We start from the raw sequence: 20,614 nt of genomic DNA on the forward strand, positions 1-20,614 counted from the left end.
GTACGACGAGGATCCCGGCCGTCGCGGCGACGGCCACCACGACGGGGTGTCACACGGGCTCGGCCCGGCGGCCGCCTTGCGGAACGACCAGGGGGGTGCCGGCCACGGGGCAGGCGATGACCGCGGCGCGGAGGCCGAAGACCTCCTGGACCAGCTCCGGGGTGACGATGTCCGAGGGGGCGCCGGCGGCGACGACGCGGCCGTCGCGCATGGCGATGAGGTGGTCGGCGTAGCGGCAGGCGAGGTTCAGCTCGTGGAGGACCATCACCACCGTCCGGCCGTCGGTGCGGTTGAGTCCCGCGACGAGTTCGAGGACGTCGACCTGGTGAGCCAGGTCCAGGTAGGTCGTCGGCTCGTCCAGGAGCAGCACTGGTGTGTCCTGGGCCAGGGCCATGGCGATCCAGACGCGCTGCCGCTGGCCGCCGGAGAGTTCGTCGATGGACCGGGTCGCCAGGTCGGCCGCTCCCGTGGCCGACAGGGCGGCGTCGACGGCCGCCTCGTCGGAGGAGGACCACTGGCGCCACCAGCGCTGGTGCGGGGTGCGGCCGCGGGCCACCAGGTCGCGGACGGTGATTCCGTCGGGGGCGCTGGGGGCCTGCGGGAGCAGGGAGAGGCGCAGCGCGAAGTTGCGGGCCGACATGCCGGCGATGTCCTCGCCGTCCAGGTGGACGGTGCCGCCGGCCGGCTTCAGCAGCCGGGCGAGGGCGCGCAGGGCGGTGGACTTGCCGCAGGCGTTGGGGCCGACGAGAGCGGTGACCCGGCCTGCCGGGATGGACAGGTCGAGATCCTCGGCGACGACGCGGTCTCCGTAGCCGAGGCGCAGGGAGGTGCCGTTCAGGGCGGCGACGGCTTCGGTGAGCTGTGAGGTCATGTCAGCCTCCCTTTCCGGCCCGGTTGGTACGGGCGAGGAGCAGCAGCAGGTAGGGGGCGCCGACGGCCCCGGTGAGCACGCCGACGGGCAGTTCCGTCGGCGCCAGGAAGGTCCGCGCCCCGATGTCGGCGAGGATGAGGAGGACCGCGCCGGTCAGCGCGCTGCACACCATCGGGACCCCGGGCGTGCCCGCGAGACGGCGGGCGATCTGCGGCGCGCCGAGAGCGATGAAGGCGATGGGGCCGGCCGCAGAGGTGGCCAGGGCGGTCAGGCAGGTGGCGAGGACGAGCAGCGCGATGCGTGCGTGCCGCAGCGGGACGCCGAGACTGCGTGCGGTGTCGTCGTCGTACTGGAGCAGTTGGTACGGGCGGGCCAGCGCCACGGTCAGCGGCAACAGCAGGGCCAGGGCGAGTCCGGCCCACTGGACGTGCTCGTAGCCGCGACCGTTGAGACTGCCGGTGAGCCAGACCATCGCCCGGGACGCCTGGTCGATGTCGGCGCGGGCGAGCATCCAGCGGGTGAGGGCGACGAGCGCGCCGTTCGCGGCGATACCGACGAGCACGAAGCGATAGCCGGTGATGGTGCCGTCCCGGAAGGCCAGCAGATAGATGGCGGCGGAGGTGAGCAGCGAGCCGACCAGGGCGCCGAACGGAACCGCGCCGAACGTGCCGGCACCGGCGGCCGTGACACCGCCGATCAGGATGGCGCCCACCGCGCCGACGCCGGCCCCCGCCGAGATGCCGATGAGGTCGGGGCTGGCGAGCGGGTTGCGGGTGACGGCCTGGTAGACCGCGCCCGCCAGGCCGAACGCGGCTCCGACCAGGAGGGCCGTGAGGGCGCGGGGCAGCCGGAGCTGATGGATGATCAGGTCGGTGCCGCCGGTGCCGAGGACGGTCCTCATGACCTCGTCGACGGGTATGGCGTACGTGCCGAGGGACACCGAGGCGACCAGGCCCGTGAAGCCCACCAGGACCAGCCCGACGACGGTGAGGGCCACCCGCAGGCGCAGGGCCGTGCCGAAGGGGCCGATTTCCATGCGCAGGGTGCTCATCGGGTGTGCTCCCTGAGCTTGCCGCGCTTGACGAGTGCGGCGAGGAACGGGGCGCCGAGCAGCGCGGTGACCACTCCTGCCTCGAGTTCGCCGGGGCGGGCCACCATGCGCCCGACGACGTCGGCGGTGAGCATCAGTGTGGCGCCGCCGAGCGCCGAACAGGGCACCAGCCAGCGGGCGTCGGGCCCGGTGAACGCCCGTACGACGTGGGGGACGACCAGGCCGATGAAGGTGACGGGCCCCGCCGCGGCGACGGCGGCACCCGTGAGCAGGATGACCGCGAGGGCGCCGAGGGCGCGGGTGGTCCGCACACGGGTGCCAAGGGTGGTGGCGAGGTCGTCGCCGAGGGCGAGGGCGTTGAGCCGGCCGCTGAGTCCGATCGCGAGCAGCAGTCCGGCGACGACGAACGGCAGGAGTTCCAGACCGAGTTGCGCGTCCCGTCCGGCGAGCGAGCCGACGGCCCAGAACCGGTACTGGTCCAGGGTGCGGACGTCGAGCAGGACCAGTGTGTTGGTGCCGGCGTCGAGGAGCACGGTCACGGCCGCGCCGGCCAGAGCGAGCTTGGCGGGAGTGGCGCCGCCGTATCCGGTGCCGCCGACGGCGTAGGCGATCAGGCCCGCCAGCGCCCCGCCGAGAAAGGCGAACCATATGTACTCGTACGAACTGGTCAGTCCGAACGCGCCGATGCCGGCCGCGACGGCGAACGCCCCACCCGCGCTGATGCCGATGAGTCCGGGGTCGCCCAGCGGATTGCGGGTGATGTCCTGGGCGACGGCTCCGGCGGCGCCGAGCGCCAGCCCGACGAGGAGGCCCAGGAATGTGCGGGGCATGCGCAGTTCGCGCACGACGACCGCGTCGCCGTCCGTTCCGCCGCCGATCGCGTGCAGGACGTCGGAGAGCGGGACGGACTTGGTGCCGATGGCGAGCGAGGCACAGGCGGCGGCGACGAGCGCGACCACGAGGATGCCCGTGACGACGGCGCGTGCCGCAACTCGTGGGGGCTGGTGAGGTGGTGGGGCGGGCGGGGGCGCGGCGGCCACCTCTTCGGCGACGGGCTTCACAGACACCTGCACAAGGTAAGGCATGCCTAACGGTTGTGTGTACGCCCCCCCACCGCCTGGATCGAGCCGCGGACAGGCGCTATTCTCACAGCGCCCCTCATAGGTAAGCCTTACCTAAGCGTCAGTCCGTATATGGGAGACCCATGAACACCCTCACCCAGCGCCGCCGGCCCGGCCGGTTCGCCGCTGCCCTGCTCACCGCAGCTCTGGCCTTCTCCGTGGCCGCCTGCGGAGGCGGGAGTAGCGAGGACAAGCCCGCCGACAAGCCGGCAGCCGCCTCCGACGCGGGCTTCCCTCGCACCGTCACTCACGACAAGGGCAAGACCGAGATCAAGTCGAAGCCCAAGCGCGTCGTGGCGCTGGACAACAGCCTGGTCGAGGCCGTCGTCGCGCTGGACGCCCCGCTGGTGGGCGGCATCGGCGCCTACCGCGACCAGAAGGGCTTCCCGTCGTACCTCGGTGACGCGGTGAAGAACACCAAGGACGTCGGTCCGATCGACAGTCCGAACCTGGAGGCGATCGCCGCCCTCAAGCCGGACCTCATCGTGTCGGCGACGGTGCGTCACGAGGACCTCTACGACCAGCTGAGCAAGATCGCGCCGACGGTCTTCGTGGAGACCACCGGCCCGATCTGGAAGGAGAACGTCACCTTCCTGGGCACGGTGCTCGGCGAGGAGAAGAAGGCTGCGGACGAGCTCGCGGCGTACACGACGCGCGCCAAGAAGATCGGTGACGCGATCAACGCCAAGAACCCCAAGCAGACCTACTCCATGGTCCGCTTCCTCGACGGTCCGACGCGCATCTACCTGCCCAAGACCTTCAGCGGCATCATCCTGACCGACATGGGACTCGCGCGTCCGGCGAACCAGCAGGACCCGGAGGAGTTCAACATCGAGATCAGCGAGGAGCAGATCGGCCAGGCCGACGCGGACCACATCTTCGTCACCACCTTCTCGGGGGGTGAGGAGCGCAAGAAGAAGTTCCTCGCCAACCCGCTGTGGAAGCGCCTGAACGCGGTCCAGAAGGGCAACGTCCACGAGGTCGAGGACGCCGTCTGGATGACCTCCGTGTCGCTCCAGGGCGCCGACCTGGTGCTCGACGACATGGCGAAGATCTTCAAGGTCGACCCGGCGAAGTGAGCGGGGGCTGTTCCGGACGGGCCGGTGCCCGCGGCGTACGAGACCGTACGACCGCGGGCACCGGCCCGTCGCCATATGTTCGCCTTGTGCCTTGTGCCGTGCCTCGGTGCGGCGCTCAGTCCTCGTCCTCGAGCCGGCGCAACCGCTCGGCGTCGCAGGTCCTCGGGCAGGTCAGGCACGCCCGGTCCGGGTCGATCGTGTAGTACAGGCAGCAGCCGAGTCGCGTGCGCGTCGGGTACCGGCGGCCGTCGCGCCCCGTGAGGCGACGGAAATCGGCCCCTCCGGGAAAGGGCGGGATCGCCGTCGGGAGCAGCTCGGTGGCCGCCCGCACCGCGCGCTCTTCCTGGTCGAGCATCCGGCCGAGGTACCAGACACCGGAGAGCAGGTCGTCGGCGACCATGCCCCACAGGGCGCGTGGTCCGCGCCGGACCGACGGGCCGATCGCGGTCAGCAGCGGGCGTACGTGGTCGACGACCGCGGCCCGCAACTCGGCGCGCAGCTCTTCCTCGTGGCCCACGATCCGGGCATCGGCGGTGTCCGCCGCCGGGTCGCCCGGCAGACACGCGAAGACCTGCCCGGGGACGATGCCGATCGCGCTCGTCGTCAGGTCGACGCGGATGTCGCGCGGTGAGATGCGCGGCACGCGACGGTCCAGGTACCAGGCGCCGCTCATCAGCAGACTGACGGACCAGAGGTAGTCGTGCAGCGCCCGCGAGGCGGCGACGTCCCTGCGGGGGGCGTGGCCGTGGCGTGCGGTGATGCGGGCCGCCGAGGCGTCGAGGAGGGCCTCCAGCACGCCGTGGACATCGGCGAGTTCCGCCCCGTCGGGCATGAGCGCGGCGGGATCGTCCGGCGCTCCCGGATCGACGAGCCGGGCGTCGAGCGCGTCGCAGGCGGCGATGACGCGCCGGTAGGTGCCGGTGAGAGCGGACGCCTCGCCGAGGGCATCGCGCTCGGCCGTGCCCGCCGTGGCGGTCCACGACCCCGGGCCCTTCCTCATCGGAGCTCCTTCACGCGAGTAAGTGAGGTCAGCCTTACCTTAGCGGCACTGGGCCGGAGAAGATCGCCCCACCCCCGGTGAGCTGTCGGGACAAGGCTGTTAGGGGTTGCGCCTGGTTGATCCATTAGGGTTGCCTAACCTAAACTCGGTGCCGGGGTGCCGCGTGAGTACGTGGCCGTGCCCCGCATCACACGTCCCCCACTCCGGAAGGCTCCGGCATCCCATGCGGCTGTACCTGCTCGCCCTGAACCCCACCGACTCGGTCACCGAGGGGTTCCTCCCCGCGGCGGCCCGGCTCGGTCTCGACATCACCGTTCTGACGGACCAGCCCGACTCCCACCGCCGGACCTGCCCGGACATCGAGATCCTGGAGTGCGACGTACACGACTTCCGCGCGGTCATCACACGGATCTCCACCCACCACCGGCCGGACGCGGTCTTCACCAACAGCGACCACCTCCAGACGCAGGCCGCGCTGGCGGCGGAGTACTTCGGCCTGCCCGCCAAGGACTGGCGGGCAGCGCTGCGCGCCAAGGACAAGGCGCATATGCGCCGCCACCTGGCCCTGACCGGTGCCGACACCGTCTGGTCGACCGAACTCCCGGCCGGGCAGGAACCGTCCGTGCTCGCCGCTCTCGACGTGCCCTACCCGTGCGTGGCCAAGCCGCGCGAAGGGGTCGCCAGCGAGGACGTGGTCCTCGTCGGCGACGGCGAGGAACTCCTGCTGCGCTGCAAGGAGATACAGACCCGGCGGCCCGAAGCGGCGCTGGTCGTCGAGGAGTTCCTGGCGGGCGAGCTGTACACCCTGGAGACGCTCGGCGACGGACGCGTCCGGCACGTCCTCGGCGGATTCCACACGGAGCTGTCGCCGCCGCCGTACTTCATCGAGGAGCGGCTGACCTTCGTCCCCGCCCACCCCGAGCCGGTCGTCGAGCAGATCCTCGCCCAGCTCGACGCCCTCGGCGTCGGCTTCGGCGCCTGCCACACCGAGTTCGTCGTCCACGAGGACCGCGCCCGCATCATCGAGGTCAACTACCGGGCCATCGGTGACCAGTGCGACCTGCTGCTCGCCCAGCTCCTCGACATCCCGCTCTTCGAGCACATCCTGCGCACCCACCTCGGCGAGCCGCTCCCCGCCGACCTGGGAGCCCGCACAGACGGGGCCGCCCGCCTCGAGTACCCCTGCGCCCAGAGCGCCGGAACGCTCGTGTCCGACCCGGGCGTCGTCGACCTGGACACCGACGGGGTGAAGCTGACGTACCGTCCGCTGCGCGGGATCGGCGAGCGGCACGAGCTGTACCACACCAACCGCGACTACCTCGGCGTCCTGCGTGCCACCGGCACCGACCAGGCGACCGTCGACCGGGTCGTCGCGGACTTCCTGGCCGCGCAGCGCTGGGAGATCGCCCCGTGACGACACTCGCCGAAACGGCTCCTGGCCAGGGCGTCGGAGCCGCGCAGCAGGACCTGCTCCTGCGGGTGCTGTCCGCGCTGCTGCGTGAGGACGTCGTCGGACTGCGCAGCCGCAGTACCTTCTCCGAGCGGGCGGACGGCCCGTGGCTGCGCCGTGCCACCGAGGACGGCGACGCCCTGCTGCTGCCGGTCGCCGAGGACGGCTTCCAGAGCCGGTACGCGGCCCGGCTCCCGCTGCTCGTACGGGAGTCGGACGGCCGCGAACTCACCACGTGCGACGCGGTCGTCGGCGCCCTCAAGGCGCTGGCCGAGCCGGTCGACCACCCCGGCTTCGACGCGTACACGCAGGAGTGCCGGCAGACCCTCGACACCATGCGGCTGCACGAGCGGACCCGCGAGGAGACCGCGGCGCGGCTCATCTCCCTGCACGGGCACGACCCCGCCCGCTGGACCGGGTATGCCGCAGGACTCGCGCACGACACGCTCGCCGCGCGCCTCGACCACCCGGTGTACCCGACCGCGCGGGGCCGCTCGGGGCTGAACGTCGACCAGGTGCGGTCTTACGCACCCGAGTTTCATCCGCGCTTCTCCCTGCGCTGGGTCGCGGTACCCCATGAGTCCGTCACCGTGGCGGGCGGCGCCGCGAGCCTGCCCGCCCGCTGGCCGTCGCCGGCCGAGCTGGGGCTGCCGGAGCTGTCGCGTACCCATCTCGCGCTGCCCGTCCATCCGCTCACGACGGGCGCGCCCCTGGGGGAGGCGCTGCGGGCGGCCGGCCTGCGCGACGTCGCGGTGCTCGCCCCGCACGCGTACCTGGAGGTCGTACCGACGCTGTCCATGCGCACGGTCGCCCTGGCCGACGAACCGTCGCTGCACCTCAAGCTGCCTCTGGCCACCGCCACCCTGGGCCTGCGTAACCGGCGCACCATCAAGCCCGGGACGCTGGTGGACGGCGCGGCGGGGCAGCGGCTCCTGGAGACGGTGTTCTCCCGGGAACCACGGTTCCGCGAAACCGTCCTGCACGCCGACGAGACGGTGTACGCACACGCCGGCCACGAACTCCTCGCCGTCCTGTGCCGCCGCTGTCCGGCCGGACTCGACGACTCCGTCGTGGTCCCCATGGCGGCGCTGCTCAGCGAGGCCCCCGGCAGCCGACTGGTGATCGACCACCTCGCGGACCGGTTCTACGGCGGCGACCCCGTGGCCCTGCTCGACGCCGTGCTCACTCTGCTTCTCGACTGGCAGACCACACTGTTCGGCTACGGCATCGCCCTCGAGTCGCACCAGCAGAACATCTCGCTCGTCCTGGACCGGGCGGCGGACGGGCGCACCGAACTCCGGCTGCTGCTCAAGGACAATGACGGCCCGCGCGTCAACACCCGCCGCCTGCGCGACACCCTGGGCGCCGACGCTCCCGACCCGGCCGAGTTCGACGACACCCGCATCTTCGGCGACGACGACCGGGCCGTCACCGATCTGTTCACCACCATCACCGTGCACCTGTGCGCGGGCGCCTACGCCTTCGGCCTCGCCCGGCACGGCCGCGCCCCGCTCACGACGCTGCTGACGCTGATACGGGACCGGCTCACCGAGGCCGTCGAACGGCTCGGCACCGCTCCCGGCGAGCCCGGCGCCGTGCTGCGCGCGCACCTGCTGGACGCACCGGAACTTCCGGTCAAGGCCATGGTCACCGCCGGAACGCTGCTGTCCAAGGAGCGGTCGGGCGCCGCCGACATCAACAAGCACTACACCTCCGGCCCCAACTACCTGAGGACGGCCGAACGATGAGTGCAACCGCCGCCCCACCGAACGGCACCGACGCATCCGTCGCGCCCGCGGCGGGCCCCGTACTCGGCCGCCGTCAGGTGCACGCCGTGGCCGGATGCTACTTCGTGGCGTCCTTCGCCGCCCTCGGCTTGCCGCCCTTCTTCACCGAGATCCTGCCGGAGCTCGGCGACCCCACCGCCCGCTGGGCCGGGGTGCTCTACATCGTCCCGACCGTGTTCGGTGCCGTCGGCGCGCCCTTCTGGGGCCGCCTCGCGGACCGCTACGGCCGCAAGCGGCTGCTGCTGCGCGCTCAGCTCGGACTCGCCGTGGCGTTCCTGCTCGCCGGCTGGGCCGACTCGATCGCCACTTTCACCGCCGCCCTCGTCCTCCAGGGCATCCTCGGCGGCACATTCGCCGCGTCCAACGGGTACCTGGGCGCGGCACTGGAGGGGCCGGACCTGTCGAAGGCGCTCACCCTCATGCAGGGTGCGGCCCGCGCGGCCCTCGTCTTCGCACCGATCGTCGTCGGCTCCCTGTCGCCGTGGCTCTCCCCCCACCGCCAGTACGCCCTGCTGGCCGTACTGCCGCTCACTGCCGCCCTGTTGATCTGTGTGCTGCCGGAGTCGCGGGGCGGGCGCGCCGCAGCGCCGACGGTGAAGGACGTGCCGCAGGAGGAGGCGGCGCCGGAACCGGCGCCGACGACCTCCTTGCGCGCCCTCTACGCCCTGGAGTTCGCCTTCGTCTTCTCCACCGTCATCTCCTTCCCGTACCTCGTCTCGCTCATCGACGAGCGACTCCCCGGCACCTCCCCGGCCGTCTCCGGCCTTCTGTTCGCCCTGCCGCACCTGTGCTACCTCGTCACGTCGATGGCTGTGCACAAGGCGTTCCACCGCCGCCCCCGCCTCGGTCTCGCCCTCGGCTTCCTCTGCATCGCGCTCGGTCTCGCCGGACACGGCGTGGCCCTCTCGCTGCCCGCCCTGACCGTCGTACGCCTCGTGCTCGGAGCCGGCCTCACCCTCGGGCTCGTGTGCCTGTCCGTGCTGGCGGCCGACTGCGCCAAGGGCCGGGCGCCGGGCGGCATGTTCGGCTCGCTCGAGTTCTTCTCGAAGGCCGGAGCCGTCGCCGCGGGCGTGGCCGCCGCCGTCGGCAACAGCCACTTCGGCCCCACAGCGCCCGTCCTCACGGGCACCGCGGTGGCCCTGGCCACGATCGTTCCCACTGTTCTTCCCCTCGTGAATCCCCTCCGCACTCGCTGGAGCCGTTGATGTCGCTGCCCCGACCCCAGGGCACTGCCCCCCGCCCCGCTGCCCCCACCGAACTGCCCGACGCGGACACCGTGGTGGCGCACACCCTCCTCAACTGCCTGCTGCGTGAGGTCTCCGGACCGGAGCACCAGACGGCCGCGAGCGACGGCCACCTCCTGCTGCGCCTGCCCCGCCGCGGGGTGCTGCTGCGGGTGGCGCTGCGCCGTACGTCCCTGCTGGGCGCGCACCGCTTCACCGGTCCCGTCCACCAGCAGCGCGACGGCGGCTGGGAGCAGATCGACTGGCGACGCCTCGCCGAGCACGTCCAGGACGAGCTGTTGTGGTGGCGCCCGGGGGTGCGCCACGACGAGTTCCTCGACCAGATCGCCTCCAGCCACCAGGCTGTCACGGCCGCCCTCGGAGCCCGCGCGAACGGCCCGGCCGTCCAGGACACCTACCTCGCCTCCGAGCAGTCCCTGCTCTTCGGCCACCGCTTCCACCCCACCCCCAAGGCCCGCACCGGTGACGCCGCCTCCTGGCTCGCCTACGCCCCCGAGGTCGGCGCCTCCTTCCCGCTGCGCCACCTCGCCGTTCGCGAGGACCTGATCATCGAGGAGGCCACCGGCCAGGCCGTCACCACGCCCCTCGACCGGCTCGCCGACGGTGTGCCGGAGGGCTACCGGCTGCTGCCCGCGCACCCGTGGCAGTACGAGATGCTGAGCGACCATCCCGCGCTGCGCGCCGCCCTCGACCGGGGCGACATCCTGGACCTCGGGCCCGGTGGCACCCTCTTCTCCGCCACGGCCTCCGTCCGCACCCTGTACGACGGCGACGCGTTCCTGAAGTTCAGCCTGAACGTCCGCATCACCAACTGCCTGCGCAAGAACGCGAGCTACGAGCTCACCGGTGCCGTGGCCCTGACCCGGCTCCTCGAGCCCGTCCTCGACGACCTCACCAGGAGGTTCCCCGGCAGCGCCATGCTCCGCGAGCCCGCCTACCGCAGCCTCGCCCTGCCCGGCCCCGACGGCACCCCCGACCGCACCCTGCTCGAAGGCTTCGGCGTGATCGTCCGCGAGGGGCTCGCCGCCCGGCTCCTGCCCGGCACCACCCCGCTCCTCGCCGCCGCCGTCGCCGACGAGTACCCCAGCGGCCCCGGCCACATCTCCCGCCTCCTCGACGGTGCGGGCCCCGGTACCGCGCTCGAGTGGTGGGCCGCGTACCTCAGGCTTCTCGTCCCGCCCGTCCTGGCCGCCTACTTCGACCACGGCCTGGTCCTGGAACCCCACCTGCAGAACGTCGTCGTCTGCGTCGACGACGACGGCATGCCCGCCCAGGTGCTCTTCCGCGACCTGGAGGGCACCAAGCTCCTGCCCGAGCACCACGCCGACACCCTCGCCGCGCTGCCCGCCGAGGTGGCCGGCCCCATGACGTACGACGCGGAGCGCGGCTGGGACCGCGTGGCGTACTGCCTGTTCGTCAACCACATCGCCGAGATGCTCGCGGCCGTCGCGGACCTGCACCCCGAGAACGAGCCCGCCCTGTGGGCCCAGGTCCGCGCCACCCTCCAGGCGTACGCCGACCGGCACGGCTGCCCGCCCCGGCTCGCCGCGCTCCTGGCCGGCGTGCCGCTGCCGGCCAAGGCCAACCTGCTCACCCGCTGGGAGCGCAAGGCCGACCGCGAGGCCGGCTACGTCCGCCTGCCCTCCCCCCTCGCCGAGGACGTGCTGTCCGAGGCCGCCGACGACTCGTGGAGCAACGCCCGATGACCGCCCCCACCCGCGCGGTGCGCGACCACATCCTCGACCTGCCCTCCGACGGCCTGCCCGCCTACGTCTACGACCTGGCGGCGCTGCGCGAGCACGCCGCCGCCGTCCGGGAGGCACTGCCCGAGCGCGTCGAGCTCTACTACGCCGCCAAGGCCAACCCCGAGCCGGAGCTCCTGGCCGCGCTCTCCTCGTACGTCGACGGATATGAGGTCTCCTCCGGCGGCGAACTCGCCCATGTGAGCCGCGCCGTACCCGGCCGCCCCCTCGCGTTCGGCGGCCCCGGCAAGACCCCGGCCGAGATCACCGCGGCCCTGGACCTGGGAGTGGAACGCTTCCACGTCGAGAGCTGCCACGAGCTGCGCATGCTCGCCGACCTGGCGGCCCGCCGGGCCCCGGACACCCCCGTCGGCGTGCTTCTCCGCTTCAACCTGCCACTGTCCGCCGCTTCCCTGGAGGGCAGCTCCCTCGCCATGGGCGGCCGGCCGACCCCGTTCGGCCTCGAACCGTCGGACGCCGACACCGCCGTCCGCATGCTGACCGACGGCACGCTTGCGCACCTGCGGCTCCTGGGCGTCCACGCCCACCTCGCCAGCGGCCTGGAGGCGGATGAGCAGATCGGCGTCGCCGAGTCGGTGGTCGACTGGGCCACCGGGCTCGCCGAGCGCCACCGCGTTCATCTCAGCGAGGTCAATGTGGGCGGCGGCATGCACGTCGACTACACCACCCCCGACCGCCGCTTCGACTGGTCCACGTACGGCAAGGGCCTCGCCCGGCTCTCCGAGAACCACCCGGACCTGACCCTGCGCATTGAGCCCGGGCGGGCGCTGACCGCGTACTGCGGCTGGTACGCCACCGAGGTCCTGGACGTGAAGCGCAGCCACGGCGAGGACTTCGCCGTCGTGCGCGGCGGCACCCACCACCTGCGCACCCCGGCGACCAAGGGCCACGACCAGCCCTGCTCGGTGCTGCCCCTGGACGCCTGGCCCCACCCATGGCCCCGGCCCGCCGCCGGATCAGACACGGTCACCCTGACCGGTCAGCTGTGCACCCCCAAGGACCTCCTCGCCCGGCACGTCCCGGCGCCGGGACTACGGGCGGGGGACCGGGTGGCGTTCGCCCTGGCAGGTGCATACGCGTGGAACATCTCGCACCACGACTTCCTCATGCACCCCCGGCCCGGCTTCCACTTCCTCGGCTGACGGCTGACGGCTACGGCTGACGCCTGACGCCTGATCCGGCGTGTCCCGGCCGTTCCACACGGCCGGGGTATTGCGTGCTCCAGTCGTTCCTCGGTCTCCACCGGTTGGTCCCCCGGCTGTCACGGGACGGGGGCGGCCCGTTCCCCCGCAGAAGCCTCGGGAATCACTCACCGTGACCCGGGGCTTCCGCCTGCTTCCCGGGCCGGTTCCTGCCCTGGTCAGCTCGGTGTCCGCAGCACCAGCGGGCACGGTCGTACGAAAGGGGTGCCCCGCATGTGCGCGTTCGCACCCGCGGGGCACCCCTGTGTATCCGGGCAGGGAGTCAGCCGACCTCGGTTTCGAAGGTGCGCAGCAGATCGGCGGCGACGCTCACGGCGATCGTCGCGGGTTCCTTGCCGGTGATGTCGGCCAGCCCGATCGGGGTCTTGATCCGATCGATGGTGGCCTCGTCGTGACCGCCCTCGGCGGCAAGGCGTTTGCGGAACCGCATCCACTTGGCCGCCGAGCCGATCAGCCCGATGGAGCCGAGGTGGCCGGTGCGCAAGGCGGCGTCGCACAGAGCGGCGTCCTCGGCGTGGTCATGGGTCATGATCAGGACGTGGGTGCCGTGCGGCAGCTCTTCCAGCACCTCCTCGGGCAGCAGCGGCGTGTGGTGCACGTGCACCTGTGCCACCGCGTCCGCCAGCACGCCGAGCCGCTCCGCGGTGAGGATGTCGGAGCGGGAGTCGATCAGGTGGAGGTCGAGGTCCTGCCGTGCCAGGATGCGTGCCAGTTCAAGCCCGACGTGCCCGACGCCGAAGATCGCCACCGCCCTTACCACCGGCAGCGGTTCGAGCAGCACCGAGACCGTGCCACCGCAGCACTGCACGCCGTGCTGGTTGGTCACCTTGTCGTTCAAAGCGAAATCCATCAGCTCAGGCTCGGGCTTGGACGCGGCGATCATCTCGCGGGCCCGGTCGATCGCGACGGCCTCGACATTGCCGCCGCCGATCGAGCCCCACGTCCCGGTCTGCCCGACGACGAGCTTCGCGCCGGCGTCGCGCGGGGCGTGACCACGCACGGTCGCGACGGTGACCAGCACGCCGGCCTCCCGGCGTGCTCGCAACCGTGCGACCGCGGCGACCCATGTCATGTCAGGCACCGCTCAGCGCTTCCACGGCGTGGCCGTCGACAGCGGCCCCGTTCCGGGAGACCTCGCCCTTGCGGGCCTCCTGAATCGCCCAGTACACCGCCTCCGGCGTCGCGGGCGAGGCCAGTTCGACGCCGATCCCGCTCGGCCCGAACGCGGCGGCGGCCTGCCGCAGCGCCTCGCGCACCGAGAACGCCAGCATCAGCGGAGGCTCACCCACGGCCTTGGAGCCGTAGACCGCGCCCTCCTCCGTGGCGTTCTCCAGCAGCGTGACGTTGAACTCCTCGGGCATCTCCGAGAAGCTCGGCAGCTTGTAGGTGCTCGCCGCCTGTGTCTGCAGCCGTCCGCGGTTCGGTCCGTCGCTGGTGTCCCAGCGCAGGTCCTCGAGCGTCAGCCAGCCCGCGCCCTGCACGAAGCCGCCCTCGACCTGACCGATGTCGATCATCGGGGAGAGGCTTTGGCCGACGTCGTGGACGATGTCCACCCGCCGGATGCGATACGCGCCGGTGAAGCCGTCGACCTCCACCTCGGTCGCCGCGGCGCCGTAGGCGAAGTACTTGAACGGCGAGCCCCGGAACGACTTCGCGTCCCAGTGCAGACCCTCGGTCCGGTAGAAACCGGACGCAGAGAGCTGAACGCGCTGGAAGTACGCGGTGTGCACCAGGTCGTCCCAGGCCAGCTCCTTGTCGCTGCCCAGGGCGCGCGCGACGCCCTCGACGATGCGCACGTCCGAGGCGTTCGCGCCCAACTGGGAGGCGGCCACCTGGAGCAGCCGCTCGCGCAGCTGCTCACAGGCGTTCTTGATCGCCCCACCGTTGAGGTCGGCACCGGAACTCGCGGCGGTGGCCGAGGTGTTGGGCACCTTGTCGGTCCGCGTCGGGGCGAGGCGCACCTTGTGCAGCGGGATGCCCAGCGTGGTCGCGGCCACCTGCATCATCTTGGTGTGCAGACCCTGGCCCATCTCGGTGCCGCCGTGGTTGATCAGGACGGAGCCGTCCTTGTAGATCAGGACCAGCGCGCCGCCCTGGTTGAAGGCGGTGAGGTTGAACGAGATGCCGAACTTGATGCCGGTGATCGCAAGGGCCCGCTTGGTGTTCGGGTGCGCGGCGTTGAAGGCCGCGATCTCGCGCTTGCGGTCGGCGATGCCGCCGTTCTCCTGCACCTGCTGCCAGACGGTGGAGATCCGCTCGGGCTGCGTGACCGGCTGCCCGTACGGCGTCGTCTGACCCTGGTTCGGCTGGTAGAAGTTGCGCTCGCGCAGCTCCATCGGGTCCAGGCCGAGCTGCGGCGCGCAGCGGCCCAGGATGTCCTCGATCACCAGCATGCCCTGCGGTCCGCCGAAGCCGCGGAACGCGGTGTTGGAGACCGTGTTGGTCCTGGCGATGCGACCGGCGACGCGCGCGTTGGGGATCCAGTACGTGTTGTCGATGTGGCACAGCGCGCGGGCCAGGACCGGCTCGGACAGGTCCAGGCTCCAGCCCCCGTCGGCGACCAGGGTGGCGTCCAGGGCCTGGATACGGCCCTCGGCGTCGAAGCCGATCTTCCACGTGGCGTGGAACCCGTGGCGCTTGCCGGACATGGTCATGTCCTGGGTCCGGCTGAGCCGGAACCGGACCGGCCGGCCGGTCAGCCTGGCGCCGAGCGCGGCGACGGCCGCGAAGCCGTGCGGCTGCATCTCCTTGCCGCCGAAGCCGCCGCCCATCCGCAGACACTGCACCGTCACCTCGTGGGCGGGCACACCGAGCACGTGCGAGACGATCTCCTGGGTCTCGGACGGGTGCTGGGTGCTGCTCTGGATGAACACCTGCCCGTTCTCGTCGACCTGGGCGAGCGCCGCATGCGTCTCGAGATAGAAGTGCTCCTGGCCGGCGAACTGGAACTCGCCGGTGATCACGTGTGCCGAGTCGGCGAAGCCGGCGTCGATGTCGCCGTGCACCATCAGGGGCTGGGCGCCGTGATAGCTGCCCGCCTCGATGGCGTCCTGCAGCGAGATCAGGGAGGGCAGCTCCTCGAGTTCCACCTCGACGGCCGCCGCACCGAGCCGCGCCGCCTCCAGCGTCTCGCCGAGCACCCAGGCCACCGCGTGGCCGTGGAACATGACCTCGTCGGGGAACAGCGGTTCGTCGTGCTTCATGCCGGCGTCGTTGACGCCGGGCACGTCGGCACCGGTCAGGACACGGACCACACCCGGCACGGCGAGCGCGGGCTCGGTGCGCAGCGCGGTGATTCTGCCGTGGGCCTTCATGACCTGGACCGGGTAGGCGTGCAGCACGTCCTTGGTGCGCTGGACCAGGTCGTCGGTGTAGAGCGCCGTGCCGGTGACGTGCTGGAAGGCACTCTCGTGCGGCATCGAGACGCCGACTACGGGCTTCTCGGGGCGCTCGGACAGATGACTCACGACGACACCGCCTCGGTGGTCTGTGCGTGCAGCTTCAGCAGGCTCTGGCCGAGCATCGCGGAACGGTAGAGGGAGCTGGCGCGATGGTCGTCCATCGGCGTGCCCTCACCCCGCAGCACCCGGGCCGCAGCTTCGGCGGTCGCCTTGGACCACGGCCTGCCCTCCAGGGCCGCCTCGGTGGCGAGTGCGCGGATCGGGGTGGCGGCCACGCCGCCCAGGCCGATGCGGGCCTTGCGGACGATCCCTTCCTCGATGTCGAGGGCGAAGGCGACCGCCACGCTGGAGATGTCGTCGAAGCGCCGCTTGGCGATCTTGTGGAAAGCCGTTACCGGCGAAAGCGGCAGCGGGACGCGCAGCGACCGGATCAGCTCGCCGGGGCGGCGCACGCTCTGCCGGTAGCCGGTGAAGTACTCCGCCAGCGGGACCTCGCGCTCGCCGTCGACGCCGGCGAGCACCACCGACGCCTCCAGCGCGAGCAGCACCGGCGGGCTGTCACCGATGGGCGAGCCCGTGCCCAGGTTGCCGCCGAGGGTCGCGCCGTTGCGAATGAGCCGGGACGCGAACTGCGGGAACAGCTCTGCCAGCAGCGGGACCTCGCCGTCGAGACGGCGTTCGATCTCGGTGAGGGTCAGCGCCGCGCCGATCTCGATGCGGTCGGATGCGACGTGCAGCTCCCGCAGTTCGGGCAGCCGGTCGACGGCGACCACGCAATTCGCCCTGCGCGAGCGGATGTTGACCTCGACGCCCCAGTCGGTGGAGCCGGCGACCACGACGGCGTCGGGCCGCTCGCGCAGCAACTGCAGCGTTTCCGCGAGGGTGCTCCTCCGTACGAAGGCGCTGTCGTCCTGGGTGTACTCGGTGGTGACCGGCGCGGGCGGGGCCTGCTCGCGGCGCTGCGCCAGCGGGTCCTCGTCGGTGGGCGCACCGACGGCGAAGGCGGCATCGCGGATCGGGCGGTAACCGGTGCAGCGGCAGAGGTTTCCGCTCAGCGCGTGCAGGTCGAAACCGTTCGGACCGTGCTCGGCGTCGGTGCCGCCGTCCGGGTCCGCGTCCGCGTGTGCGGGCTCGCAGCGGTCGGGCCGGTAGTACTCGGCGGCCATGCTGCAGACGAATCCAGGCGTGCAGTAGCCGCACTGGGAGCCGCCGCGGACCGCCATCTCCTCCTGCACCGGGTGCAGGGTGGTCGGCTTGCCGGGTTCACCGGCGGTGGCGAGACCCTCGGAGGTGATGATCTCCTGACCGTCGAGCGCCGCGACCGGGACTAGGCAGGCATTGACCGCCACCCAGTCGGTGGGCTTGTGCACCCCGGGCCGGGCCACGAGGACGGAACAGGCGCCGCATTCACCCTCGGCGCACCCCTCTTTGGTTCCGGTCAGGCCGCGCTCGCGCAGGAAATCCAGCGCTGTGGTGTGGGGCGCCGCCGGTGAGACAGATGCTTCTTTCCCGTTGACCGTGATCCGCGCCGCTACCATGACCGGCCCTCGTTTCGGCTCGCGATCGGTCGATTCATCATGTTCGCCAATTTCAGGCAGCTTTCTGTGTTCAGACGCGCCGCGTGGGAGGAGCGGGGCGCAGAAAGGGTTCATGTGCGCCACGTGAGAGGGGCGGGCGCAGAAAGGCACGTAACGGCGACGTGCTGGAAAAGGATGGAATGTGCCACGAAAGGGCACAACAGAACGGCGTGCTCAGCAGCCGTGCGCGATCCGACCCGGAACCCAGACCGTGCACTGGGCGAGGCGACCAAGATCAGAGCTGGTGTACATCCGCCGGTCGCCTCCTTTCGGGTATTCATGGGTCGACGTTCACCGCAAGCTAGTGCTTCGGGCCACAGAGGTCAAGAGTCAAGAGGTCGGTCCCCGGCATCTCGCGGACCGATCCAGGTCCCTCAGTCGACCCCCAAGCCAGTCCCGGCGCTTGAAAACAGCGTACGAACTGGCGCAGACTTTACGCCTCTGACCTGCCCCGACGAGTCTTTCAGTGTCTTTCCGGATCGCGCCGTGTTACGCAGTTAATTCTCCCCACGCACTCCTCAGCGCCGCCCATACCCCCCAGAGTCACTCAGTTGCTGCAGATTCTCCCCAGGAGGCCAGAAGGCCCTTGTTCGCAGATGCGAATCTGACCAGCGTGTCCGGCCTGACTTCTAGAGCCAGTCCCGCCGCTTGAAGACAAAGTAAAGGCTCGTGCACACCGCTGCCATCAGCAAGATTGCGAACGGGTAGCCGAAGGTCCAGTTCAGCTCCGGCATCGCGTCGAAGTTCATCCCGTAGATGGTTCCCACCAACGTAGGTGCAAACAGAATGGCTGCCCACGAGGAGATCTTCTTGATCTCCTCGTTCTGCTCGAAGCCCGCCTCCGCCAGCGCCCGCATCTCCGCGTTCTGCTGCTGGGTCACCAGCGTCGCGTTCACCGTGAGGATGTCCGTGAGGGCCTGGCGGAAGCCGTCCACGCGTTCGCTGGTGTGGGTCACGTGGTCGGCGACGTCGCGCAGGTAGCGCTGGAGTTCCTCGTGCGTGCCGTACTTCGCGAAGCCCGCCATCAAGCCGTGCAGCATCGAGACCAGGGGGCGGGTGGCGCGCTGGAACTCGACCATTTCGCGGGACAGTTCGTAGATGCGGCGCGAGACCGCCGGGTCGCCGCCGAAGACCTCCGTCTCGATCTCGTCGATGTCGTTCTGGACACCGGCGACGACCGGGGCGTAGCCGTCGACCACCGCGTCCAGGATCGCGTAGAGCACCGCCTCCGGGCCCAGCGCGAGCAGTTCGGGCGTCTTCTCCATGCGGTGGCGCACCGCGGAGAGGTCGGGGGCCGCGCCGTGGCGGACCGTGATCAGGAAGTCCTTGCCGACGAAGACGTGCAGCTCGCCGAAGTCGACCTCTTCCTGGGCGTCGAGATAGCGGGCGGCCCGCAGGACGACGAAGAGCGTGTCGCCGTAGCGTTCCAGCTTGGGCCGTTGATGGGCCTCCAGCGCGTCCTCGACCGCCAGCTCGTGCAGGTCGAACTCGGCCGCCAGCGAGTGCAGTTCGGCCTCGCTCGGCCGGTGCAGGCCGATCCACGCCATGCCGCCCGGGTACTGGCGCAGCTGGCCGAACGTCTCCGTCAGCGACTCGGGGTTCGCCACCCGCCGCCCGTCGCGATACAGCACGGCCTGCACCACGCTGCCCTGGTCCTTGGCGACGGGCAGGTCCGCGGGCGGCTCCGCCGTCGCCGCGCCGCCCGCCGAGTGCTTCGCGGGGGGATCGGCGGGCCGGCGGCGCCAGTGGTGCCGCTTGGGCGAACGTGCCATCGTGATCTCGCCTCCCACCTCGTCGTACGGCCGAGCGGGGCGTGCGCCGGGCCCGGTGCAGGATATCCGAACAGGTGGCCAGGACCGGGACTCGTCGAGGACAGAAACTGTCCGCAAGGCCGGATAGCGTACGAGCCATGGCGACCAAGACGGTGAAGACGACGTACCCCACGCTCGGCACCCGCGCGCTCAACCGCGCCACCCTGGACCGGCAGATGCTGCTGCGCCGCGCACCCCGCCCGGCGACGACCCCCGAGGACGCCGTCCGGCACCTCGTCGGGCTCCAGGCGCAGAACGTGAAGCCGCCGTACTACGCGCTCGCCGCCCGCCTCGACGGCTTCGACCCCCGCGAGCTGTCGGCGGCGATGGCCGACCGCCGGGTCGCCCGCATGGTGACCATGCGCTCCACCATCCACACGCACACCGCCGACGACTGCCTGACGCTGCGGCCTCTGGTGCAGGCCGCGCGCGACCGCGAACTCGGCCAGTTCAGGAAAGGGCTCGCGGGCGTGGACCTGGCGCGGCTCGCGGCCGTCGCGCGCGACCTCGTGGAGGAGGAGCCGCGGACGATGAAACAGCTGCGGGAGGCGCTGCTCGCGCACTGGCCGGACGCCGACCCGTTCGCCCTCTCGGTCGCGGCCCGCTGCACCCTGCCCCTCGTGCAGGTCACCCCGCGCGGCCTGTGGGGGAGCAGCGGGCAGGTCGCGCTGACCACGGCGGAGCACTGGTTCGGGAGGGAGACGGAGCCGGCGCCGGCACTGGACGGCACCGTGCTCCGCTATCTCGCGGCCTTCGGGCCCGCCTCCGTCAAGGACTTCCAGACGTGGGCGGGGCTGACCCGGACGCGCGAGGTCTTCGAGCGGCTGCGGCCGGGGCTCCTCGTCTTCCAGGACGACCGGGGCACCGAACTGTTCGACGTGCCGGAGGCGCCACGGCCCGACCCGGACACGCCCGCGCCGCCGCGATTCCTGCCCGAGTTCGACGACCTGCTGCTCTCGCACGCGGACCGGAGCCGGATCGTGCCCGCGGAGCACCGGACGCGCACCTGGAACGGCAACCAGGCGTACCGCACCTTTCTGGTCGACGGCTTCCTGGCGGGCATCTGGCGGCTGGAGGAGACGAAGGACACCGCGACGCTGACGGTCCAGCCGTTCACGACGCTGACGCGGGCTCAGCGCGCCGAGCTGACCGAGGAGGCCGCGGGTCTGCTCACCACCATGACCCCGGTGCGGACGCACGACGTCCGCTTCGGGGCGGTGGGTGAGGCGGGCTGACCGCGCCGCCCTGCGCCCCCGC

Annotated in this window: 15 protein-coding genes; 7 read left to right on the forward strand and 8 right to left on the reverse strand. The window is 71.6% G+C overall.

The window, feature by feature from the left end; translation table 11 throughout:
• Positions 1-49 precede the first annotated feature (49 nt).
• The 3 genes from ACLB9X_RS07290 to ACLB9X_RS07300 are packed head-to-tail and all read right to left on the reverse strand — an operon-like array spanning position 50 to position 2,989.
• Complete coding sequence (locus ACLB9X_RS07290; RefSeq protein WP_410359415.1) at positions 50-871, reverse strand: ABC transporter ATP-binding protein; 822 nt, start codon at positions 869-871, stop codon at positions 50-52.
• Position 872: 1 nt separating this feature from the next.
• The gene (locus ACLB9X_RS07295) at positions 873-1,922 is read right to left on the reverse strand and encodes a FecCD family ABC transporter permease (RefSeq protein WP_410359416.1); all 1,050 of its coding nucleotides are present in this window, start codon (positions 1,920-1,922) and stop codon (positions 873-875) included.
• Complete coding sequence (locus ACLB9X_RS07300) at positions 1,919-2,989, reverse strand: FecCD family ABC transporter permease (protein WP_410359417.1); 1,071 nt, start codon at positions 2,987-2,989, stop codon at positions 1,919-1,921. Before ACLB9X_RS07300 ends, ACLB9X_RS07295 begins: the two co-directional genes overlap by 4 nt.
• 137 nt (positions 2,990-3,126) lie before the next feature.
• Between ACLB9X_RS07300 and ACLB9X_RS07305 the strand changes: the two genes are divergently transcribed.
• Positions 3,127-4,122: an ABC transporter substrate-binding protein gene (locus ACLB9X_RS07305; protein WP_410359418.1), complete on the forward strand. Its 996-nt coding sequence runs from the start codon at positions 3,127-3,129 to the stop codon at positions 4,120-4,122.
• 115 nt (positions 4,123-4,237) lie between these two features.
• Here the strand turns inward: ACLB9X_RS07305 and ACLB9X_RS07310 are convergent, their stop codons facing one another.
• On the reverse strand, positions 4,238-5,122 hold the full coding sequence (locus tag ACLB9X_RS07310; protein WP_410359419.1) for an iron-sulfur protein: 885 nt from the start codon (positions 5,120-5,122) through the stop codon (positions 4,238-4,240).
• Between the two features lie 223 nt (positions 5,123-5,345).
• On the opposite strand from ACLB9X_RS07310, the gene ACLB9X_RS07315 reads away from it, so the two are divergent.
• Genes ACLB9X_RS07315 through ACLB9X_RS07335 form a run of 5 tightly spaced genes read left to right on the forward strand, consistent with a single transcriptional unit; the run spans position 5,346 to position 12,508 of the window.
• Positions 5,346-6,536, forward strand: coding sequence for an acetyl-CoA carboxylase biotin carboxylase subunit family protein (locus tag ACLB9X_RS07315; RefSeq protein WP_410359420.1), 1,191 nt, complete (start codon positions 5,346-5,348; stop codon positions 6,534-6,536).
• Positions 6,533-8,320 carry an IucA/IucC family protein gene (locus tag ACLB9X_RS07320; RefSeq protein ID WP_410359421.1) on the forward strand — a complete coding sequence of 596 codons (1,788 nt, stop codon included), beginning with the start codon at positions 6,533-6,535 and terminating at the stop codon, positions 8,318-8,320. Before ACLB9X_RS07315 ends, ACLB9X_RS07320 begins: the two co-directional genes overlap by 4 nt.
• The gene (locus ACLB9X_RS07325; RefSeq protein ID WP_410359422.1) at positions 8,317-9,564 is read left to right on the forward strand and encodes an MFS transporter; all 1,248 of its coding nucleotides are present in this window, start codon (positions 8,317-8,319) and stop codon (positions 9,562-9,564) included. Before ACLB9X_RS07320 ends, ACLB9X_RS07325 begins: the two co-directional genes overlap by 4 nt.
• Positions 9,564-11,309, forward strand: coding sequence for an IucA/IucC family protein (locus tag ACLB9X_RS07330; protein WP_410359423.1), 1,746 nt, complete (start codon positions 9,564-9,566; stop codon positions 11,307-11,309). The genes ACLB9X_RS07325 and ACLB9X_RS07330 overlap by 1 nt, the downstream gene beginning before the upstream one ends.
• The gene (locus ACLB9X_RS07335) at positions 11,306-12,508 is read left to right on the forward strand and encodes a type III PLP-dependent enzyme (RefSeq protein ID WP_410359424.1); all 1,203 of its coding nucleotides are present in this window, start codon (positions 11,306-11,308) and stop codon (positions 12,506-12,508) included. The genes ACLB9X_RS07330 and ACLB9X_RS07335 overlap by 4 nt, the downstream gene beginning before the upstream one ends.
• Before the next feature lie 322 nt (positions 12,509-12,830).
• Here the strand turns inward: ACLB9X_RS07335 and xdhC are convergent, their stop codons facing one another.
• From xdhC to ACLB9X_RS07355, 4 genes are all read right to left on the reverse strand, one after another.
• Positions 12,831-13,640 carry a xanthine dehydrogenase accessory protein XdhC gene (gene xdhC, locus ACLB9X_RS07340; RefSeq protein ID WP_410359425.1) on the reverse strand — a complete coding sequence of 270 codons (810 nt, stop codon included), beginning with the start codon at positions 13,638-13,640 and terminating at the stop codon, positions 12,831-12,833.
• Between the two features lies 1 nt (position 13,641).
• Positions 13,642-16,035 (reverse strand): xanthine dehydrogenase molybdopterin binding subunit, encoded by a 2,394-nt coding sequence (xdhB, locus tag ACLB9X_RS07345; protein ID WP_410359426.1) that lies wholly within the window; start codon positions 16,033-16,035, stop codon positions 13,642-13,644.
• Entirely contained in the window at positions 16,032-17,507 is a 1,476-nt protein-coding gene (locus ACLB9X_RS07350) for a xanthine dehydrogenase small subunit (protein WP_410359427.1), read from the reverse strand. Before ACLB9X_RS07350 ends, xdhB begins: the two co-directional genes overlap by 4 nt.
• Positions 17,508-18,175: 668 nt before the next feature.
• A complete protein-coding gene (locus ACLB9X_RS07355) occupies positions 18,176-19,318 on the reverse strand; it encodes a magnesium and cobalt transport protein CorA (RefSeq protein ID WP_410359428.1) in 1,143 nt (380 codons plus the stop codon).
• A gap of 137 nt (positions 19,319-19,455) precedes the next feature.
• Here ACLB9X_RS07355 and ACLB9X_RS07360 point away from each other — a divergent pair, with 137 nt between their 5' ends.
• Positions 19,456-20,592 carry a winged helix DNA-binding domain-containing protein gene (locus ACLB9X_RS07360; RefSeq protein ID WP_410359429.1) on the forward strand — a complete coding sequence of 379 codons (1,137 nt, stop codon included), beginning with the start codon at positions 19,456-19,458 and terminating at the stop codon, positions 20,590-20,592.
• Positions 20,593-20,614: the final 22 nt, after the last annotated feature.

It is taken from the genome of Streptomyces sp. 5K101 (assembly GCF_046506645.1).
GTDB lineage: Bacteria > Actinomycetota > Actinomycetes > Streptomycetales > Streptomycetaceae > Streptomyces.

Coding starts and splice junctions, on each gene's coding strand:
- ACLB9X_RS07360 (WP_410359429.1), top strand. CDS start 19,456: ATGGCGACCAAGACGGTGAAGACGACGTACCCCACGCTCGGCACCCGC.
- ACLB9X_RS07295 (WP_410359416.1), bottom strand. CDS start 1,922: ATGAGCACCCTGCGCATGGAAATCGGCCCCTTCGGCACGGCCCTGCGC.
- ACLB9X_RS07350 (WP_410359427.1), bottom strand. CDS start 17,507: ATGGTAGCGGCGCGGATCACGGTCAACGGGAAAGAAGCATCTGTCTCA.
- ACLB9X_RS07310 (WP_410359419.1), bottom strand. CDS start 5,122: ATGAGGAAGGGCCCGGGGTCGTGGACCGCCACGGCGGGCACGGCCGAG.
- ACLB9X_RS07335 (WP_410359424.1), top strand. CDS start 11,306: ATGACCGCCCCCACCCGCGCGGTGCGCGACCACATCCTCGACCTGCCC.
- ACLB9X_RS07290 (WP_410359415.1), bottom strand. CDS start 871: ATGACCTCACAGCTCACCGAAGCCGTCGCCGCCCTGAACGGCACCTCC.
- ACLB9X_RS07330 (WP_410359423.1), top strand. CDS start 9,564: ATGTCGCTGCCCCGACCCCAGGGCACTGCCCCCCGCCCCGCTGCCCCC.
- ACLB9X_RS07325 (WP_410359422.1), top strand. CDS start 8,317: ATGAGTGCAACCGCCGCCCCACCGAACGGCACCGACGCATCCGTCGCG.
- ACLB9X_RS07355 (WP_410359428.1), bottom strand. CDS start 19,318: ATGGCACGTTCGCCCAAGCGGCACCACTGGCGCCGCCGGCCCGCCGAT.
- ACLB9X_RS07315 (WP_410359420.1), top strand. CDS start 5,346: ATGCGGCTGTACCTGCTCGCCCTGAACCCCACCGACTCGGTCACCGAG.
- xdhC (WP_410359425.1), bottom strand. CDS start 13,640: ATGACATGGGTCGCCGCGGTCGCACGGTTGCGAGCACGCCGGGAGGCC.
- ACLB9X_RS07305 (WP_410359418.1), top strand. CDS start 3,127: ATGAACACCCTCACCCAGCGCCGCCGGCCCGGCCGGTTCGCCGCTGCC.